Genomic DNA, 6,306 nt, shown 5'->3' with positions numbered 1-6,306 from the left:
GCTGGCGGGTGTCGCGGCGCTGGCGGGTGTCGCGGGCAGCGCCACCCCGACGGCGACGGCGCCCGCCAGGCTCACCCCGAACGCTGACGTACGCAGAAGCCGGCCGGCTCGGGTCGGACCGCTGGGAGTACTCATCACCGAACTGCCTCGATTCCGTGGTGGCGTCCGGGCCACCCGTGGCCGGACGCCGATGGTCGCGGGCCGGCGTCGTCCGCTCGGCCTGGACCGAGCCTGTGCGCGCCAGGTGGGCGCAGGGTGAGACGGCGGTGAGAGCCCTCTCATCCGGGGAGGCGCGCGCCACCCGTGATCTCCGCCGGGTAGCGGTCCCGGGCCGGGCCTAGGATGTCCCGCATGGCGGATCAGCCGGAAATGTCGAGTCCCGCCGCTGGCGCCCGGGCGGTGCCGGAGGTGCAGGCTCGGGCCGGAACCTGGTCAATCGGCCTCGCGGCGCTAGGCCTGGTCGCGGTCATCGGTGGCCTGGCCGCCGGGGTCGTGTCCGTCGCAGGTGAGCCTCGCCCGCCGGACCTGGGCGGACCGATCCTGGCGCCCAGGTCCGCGCCCACTGCGACGTCCACCGCGACGCCGGCGCCTGTCTCGCGTACCGCGGGACGCCTGACCCCATTGCCACCGCAGGTGTTCGCGGAAGTTGGTGAGCAGCGTGCGGCGGCACCGGTGCCCGTCCGGGCGCTGCCGGTCGTCCCCGGGGGTGGCGCCGGGAGCCAGGCACTGATGCCGCCGCCGTCCAGCAGCGCCCCGGACACGCCGGGCCCCGCGCCAGCCGAGAGACCCCGATCGTAGGCCGCCGCCCCGGTCACCCGCCGCATGAGAACCTTCTCATGGTGTTCTCATCCGTGGCTTCGGCGCCGCCTGGACGCTGGAGCGCATGCCGCCCGGGCGGCCGCGGGCCCGCGGGCGGGGCAGCGGCCTGATGAGGATCCGCGCCGTGGCCGGATCCGCGCGGCTGCGCATCCTCGGCTGGCAGCTGCTGCTCGTGGCGCTGGCGCTGGGCGGCTCCGTACTGGCGGCCCGCCAGGTGCTGATGGCGCGCGTTGACGAGCGCGTGGACCAGGGCCTGGCCAAGGAGGTCAGCGAGCTGCGCCGGTTCGTCGACAAGAGTGCCGACCCGGCCACCGGACGGTCGCAGTTCGCCGACGTGCGCGCCCTGTTGGAGGCGCATCTCGAACGGGCGATTCCGGACCGCAACCAGACGATGCTCGCGCTCGTGGACGGCGCGCCGGCCTTCCGCAGCGCCGAGACGCCACCGTACCGGCTGGACACCGACCGGGCCGCGACCGCGGCCTTCGCGTCCTCGGTGGCGGCCGGCCAGCCGCACTACGGCCGGGTCGGCACCCCGGCCGGCGACGTGCGTTATGTCGCGGTGCCCGTGCGGATGCTGGGCCACCCGGAGCTGGGCGTGTTCGTGTCGGCCGTGTTCGTCGACCGGGAGCGCGCCGAGGTGGACGAGGTGGTCCGGGTGCTCGGCGTCGTCGGGTTCGGCGCGCTGGCCGTCGCCGGCGTCGCCGGCTGGCTGGTCGCCGGGCGGGTGCTCGCCCCGGTACGGATGGTCCGCCGGACCGCGCAGACGATCACGGAGACAGATCTGTCCCGGCGTATCCCGCTCGGCGGCGGGTGGGGCATCCGCCGCCGGCGCCAGGCCGCGGCGGTGCGACACCGCGGTGTCGCCGGCCGAGGTGGCGGAGCCGGGCGGGACGAGATCACGGAGTTGGCGCGGACATTCAACGGCATGCTGGACCGGCTCGAGAACGCGTTCGACACCCAGCGTGCCTTCGTCGACGACGCCGGCCACGAGCTGCGCACCCCGATCACCATCATCCGCGGGCATCTGGAGCTGCTCGGTGACGACCCGGACGACCGGGCGGAGACCGTCGCCCTCGTCCTGGACGAGCTCGACCGGATGAGCCGGATGGTCGATGACCTGCTGGTGCTCGCGAAGGCGGAGCAGCCCGACTTCCTGCGCCGCGAACCGATGGATCTCGCGGCGTTCACCACCGACCTGTTCGTCAAGACGCGGGCGCTGGCCCCACGCGCGTGGCGGCTCGACGCGGTCGGCGACGGCCGGGTGCCCGCCGACCGGCAGCGGCTCACCCAGGCGATGCTGCAGCTCGCGCAGAACGCCGCCGAGCACACCCCGACCGGCGGACCAATCGCGATCGGCTCGTCGGCCGATGACCGCGGCGCGCGCCTGTGGGTGACGGACTCCGGTCCCGGGGTGGCGCCGGGTGACCGGGCGCGCATCTTCGAACGCTTCGCCCGCGGTGCCTCCACGCGGGCGCCGTCCCCGGCGGGTGGTGGAGCGGGGCTCGGTCTCGCGATCGTGCGGGCGATCGCGACGGCGCACGGCGGCACCGTCCGGGTCGGCGGCGAGCCGGGCGAGGGCGCGACCTTCGCCCTGGAACTGCCCCTGGTGGACCAGGACTCCCGCAGCCACGACGGTTCTCCCGACCAGGGCGCACGTCCCGCCCCGGCGATCGAACCCGCCGCGCCGGACAGGGACGACGGTGAACCCCACACTCCGGCGGCGCGCGGCGGCGTGGCGCGCGGGCGCAGGCGGAGTGCGGCGGGTGGGAGGCGGAGATGAACCGGGTACTCATCGCCGAGGACGAGCGGCGGATCGCCTCGTTCGTGGCGAAGGGGCTGCGCTCCAACGGGTTCGCGCCGACCTGCGTGGGCGATGGCCAGTCGGCGCTGACGGTGGCCCTGTCCGGGGAGGTCGACCTGCTCGTCCTCGACATCGGCCTGCCGGACCTCGACGGCTTCGCGGTGCTGCGCCGGCTGCGCGCCGCCGGCTCGCGGCTGCCCGTGGTGATGCTCACCGCCCGCGACGGCGTGCGGGACACGGTCGCCGCTCTGGAAGGCGGAGCCGACGACTACATGAGCAAACCGTTCCGGTTCGAGGAGCTGCTGGCCCGGATTCGGCTGCGGCTGCGCCCGGACCGGCCCGACGGCGAGCAGACCGTGCTGCGCTGCGGCGAGCTCGCGCTGGATCTGCGCACCCGCCGGGCGCGGGTCGGCGACCGGGTCATCGATCTCACGGCGCGGGAGTTCGTCCTGGCCGAGACGTTCCTGCGCCACCCGGGCCAGGTACTCGCCCGGGAGCAGCTGCTGTCCGCCGTCTGGGGCTACGACCACGACCCCGGCAGCAACATCGTCGACGTTTACGTCGGCTACCTGCGCCGCAAGCTCGGCGCCGGCCGGATCACCACCCTGCGCGGCATGGGCTACCGTCTGGAGGAGCGGTGATCCCAGCGCGTGCGACCTGCTGGCCGGTCGAGGGCCGCGGCGCGCAGCGGCGACCCGAACGGGAGCACCTGCACCGTGTACACCTCGACGACGAGATCGAACGGATCGGCGAGCCAGCCCGCGGGCGGGTCCAACAGGTCCGCGACCGCATAGCGCACCGGCATCATCGGCATCGGACGGCCTGCCCGCGGACGAGGTATCTCCGCCGCCCCTTGTCTCCCGGTGACGCGATCGTGCGATCCCGAGACCGCAGACGATCACCGGCGTACCTGGGAGGGCCCGGCCCTCCTGTGCGACAACTCGGACGGGAGAGGACCAGCGCGGGCCGGTCAGATCAGGGCGGTGATGGCGATCGCGACGAACAGCAGCGTGAGGTAGGTGATCGACATGTGGAACAGCCGCATCGGGGACGGGTCCTCGCCCTGCTCGGTGCGCCGGACGATGCGATGTGCCTCGGCCAGGAACCAGCCGCCCAGAACAACCGCCGCGACCAGGTAGAACATGCCGGTGTGAGCGACCGGCGCGAGCGCGAGCGACACGGCGACCATCGCGTACGAGTAGAACAGGATCCGCCGCGTCACCGTCTCGGCGGACGCGACGACGGGCAGCATCGGGATCCCGGCGGCGGCGTAGTCGTCGCGGTACCGCATCGCCAGCGCCCAGAAATGCGGCGGCGTCCAGAAGAACACGATCGCGAACAGCAGCACCGCCGACCAGCTGACGGTGCCGGTCACGGCGGACCAGCCGATCAGCACCGGGAAGCAGCCAGCCGCGCCGCCGATGACGATGTTCGACGGCGTGCGGCGCTTGAGCCCCAGCGTGTAGACGAAGACGTAGAAGGCGATCGCGCCGACCGAGAGCAGCGCCGAGGGCCAGTTCACCAGCAGGCCGAACATCAGCGTGGAGGCGATGCCGGTGATGATGCCGAACACGAGCGCCTCGGTCGGCGTGACGGCGGCGCGGACCAGGGGGCGGCGCTTGGTGCGGCCCATCACCTGGTCGATGTCCCGGTCGACGTAGCAGTTGATCGTGTTGGCGCTGCCGGCGGAGAGCGTGCCGGCGGCCAGGGTCACCACGATCAGCCAGACCGAGGGCATGCCGTCACGGGCGAGCATCATCGCCGGCACGGTGGTGACGAGCAGCAACTCGACCACACGCAGCTTCATCAGCGCGACGTACGCGCGGGCCTTGGCCCCCAGCGCGGCGAGGCCGGAGACCCCGGCGCCGGGCACGACCCCGCCGGCCCCCGCGGCGCCGACGGCGAGCAAGGCGACCCCGTGGGAGCCGGCCACACCGTTTGAACCAGACACACCGTTCGAACCAGACACACCGTTCGAACCAGACACGCCGTTGGAACCAGACACACCGTTCGAACCAGACACACCGTTCGAACCAGACACGCCGTTGGAACCGGACACACCGTTGGAACCGGACACGCCGTTGGAACCGGACACGCCGTTCGAGGCGGACTTGCTGTGGGAGCCGGAGACCCCGTTCGAGCCGGACACGGAAACCCCGTTCGAAACGGACACGGAGACGCCGTTCGAGGCGGCCGCGGACACGCCGTTCGAACTGGTCACGCCTGGGGAGCCGGACACGCCGTTCGAGGGCACCGCGTCCTTGGCGACGGCGATGCCGTTGGACGCGGCGGCAGGACCGGCCGCGGGATTGCCCTCGGGCCGGGGGGACGCGGAGACGTCCGACCGCACCGGTCCGCGTGCGGTGAGGTGCCGGCGACGAAGGACGGCCTCGGTAGACAGAGCGACCTCGCGATCGGCGGGATCGGTGGGTGACCCGCGCTGGACGGAGCCCCGGAGACGGAGCGGAATGTGTTCTACGACGTGTCGGAGTCTAGCCGCCGGATCGCGGCGCACGCGCGGCGCCCAAGCCTTGAACGTCCGGCGATCCTGCGGTCTGGCTCACTCTTGCCCTCGCGCGGCCCTCCGGCCGGTCCGGGTCGCGACCAGCGCGATCCCGGTCCGAGACCGCCCGCCGCCCGACGGGGTGGCCGCACGGGTGGCCGAGGTCTCCCGTGGTGTGTCTCACGGCCGCCGTCAGGCCAGGTCCACACCGGCTGTTCTTCCAACTGCTACCTGGCCGTCACGGCGGCGCGCAGACTTGGATCAGACTGGTACGAGACTGGGATGCAGACGGTGCGGGCAGGGTACGGCCCGAAGGGGTCGGCGGTGGGTCGATGAGCCGGCCGCGGTGGACGCGGCCGGGAGGCCGCGCGCCGTTCCGGGCGCCCCACCGGTTTCGCCGCACCCGTTCGGGCATCATCACCAGCGCCGGGAATGGTTCGCACGGAACAGTTTGACCACCGGGTGAACGCCTGACCCGGGATGGATGGACGACCGCCCCGCGGAGAGGAAACACACCACCGATGAGCACCCCCCTGACCGAGCTCTCGGCCGCCGGCGTGGCGGTCTGGCTGGACGACATCAGCCGCCAGCGTCTGCGTACCGGAAACCTTGCCGACCTGGTCGCGCAGCGCGGCGTGGTCGGTGTCACCAGCAACCCGACGATCTTCCAGAAAGCGATCGGCGCCGGCGATGACTACGCCGAGCAGCTCGGAGACCTCGCCCTGCGCGGCGTGGACCTCGGCGAGGCGGTCCGCCTGATCACCGCGGCGGATGTCCGCGAGGCCTGCGACGTGCTGCGCGGCGCCTACGACGCCTCCGGCGGCGTGGACGGACGGGTCTCCTTGGAGGTCGACCCGCGCCTGGCCCACGACACCGAGCGCACCGTCGCCGAGGCGCGGGCGCTGTGGTGGCTCGTCGACCGCCCCAACCTGTTCATCAAAATCCCGGCGACGAAGGCCGGCCTGCCGGCGATCACCCGCACGCTGGCCGAGGGCATCAGCGTCAACGTCACGCTGATCTTCGGGCTGGACCGCTACGACGCCGTGATCGAGGCGTTCCAGAGCGGCGTCGAGCAGGCCGTGGGGGGGGGGGGGGGGGGGGCGGGCGGGGGGGCGGGGGGGGGGGGGGGGGGGGGGGGGGGGGGGGGGGGGGGGGGGGGGGGGGGGGGGGGGGGGGGGGGGGG

General features: G+C 73.5%; 5 protein-coding genes. 3 read left to right on the top strand and 2 right to left on the bottom strand.

The features are described 5' to 3' along the window. The first annotated feature begins 943 nt into the window (after nucleotides 1-943). On the top strand, nucleotides 944-2,599 hold the full coding sequence (locus tag MXD58_RS17500) for a sensor histidine kinase (RefSeq protein ID WP_248841431.1): 1,656 nt from the start codon (nucleotides 944-946) through the stop codon (nucleotides 2,597-2,599). Then, nucleotides 2,596-3,261, top strand: coding sequence for a response regulator transcription factor (locus MXD58_RS17495; protein WP_248841430.1), 666 nt, complete (start codon nucleotides 2,596-2,598; stop codon nucleotides 3,259-3,261). Before MXD58_RS17500 ends, MXD58_RS17495 begins: the two co-directional genes overlap by 4 nt. On the opposite strand, the gene MXD58_RS17490 is transcribed toward MXD58_RS17495, so the two are convergent. Then, nucleotides 3,240-3,434 carry a hypothetical protein gene (locus MXD58_RS17490; RefSeq protein WP_250609577.1) on the bottom strand — a complete coding sequence of 65 codons (195 nt, stop codon included), beginning with the start codon at nucleotides 3,432-3,434 and terminating at the stop codon, nucleotides 3,240-3,242. The genes MXD58_RS17495 and MXD58_RS17490 overlap by 22 nt on opposite strands. A gap of 156 nt (nucleotides 3,435-3,590) precedes the next feature. Then, complete coding sequence (locus MXD58_RS17485; RefSeq protein WP_248841433.1) at nucleotides 3,591-4,460, bottom strand: heme o synthase; 870 nt, start codon at nucleotides 4,458-4,460, stop codon at nucleotides 3,591-3,593. A gap of 1,184 nt (nucleotides 4,461-5,644) precedes the next feature. Between MXD58_RS17485 and MXD58_RS17480 the strand changes: the two genes are divergently transcribed. Then, nucleotides 5,645-6,306: transaldolase family protein (locus MXD58_RS17480; RefSeq protein WP_284678504.1), on the top strand; the 662-nt coding region annotated here is incomplete at its 3' end.

It is taken from the genome of Frankia sp. AgKG'84/4, assembly GCF_023242965.2.
Taxonomy (GTDB): Bacteria; Actinomycetota; Actinomycetes; order Frankiales; family Frankiaceae; genus Frankia.
Note: the sequence above shows the minus strand (reverse complement) of the source record. Positions and strands in the feature narration are given on the sequence as shown.

Excerpts from the sequence above, each read along its gene's own strand:
- MXD58_RS17495 (WP_248841430.1), top strand. The coding sequence starts at position 2,596 with ATGAACCGGGTACTCATCGCCGAGGACGAGCGGCGGATCGCCTCGTTC.
- MXD58_RS17490 (WP_250609577.1), bottom strand. The coding sequence starts at position 3,434 with ATGCCGATGATGCCGGTGCGCTATGCGGTCGCGGACCTGTTGGACCCG.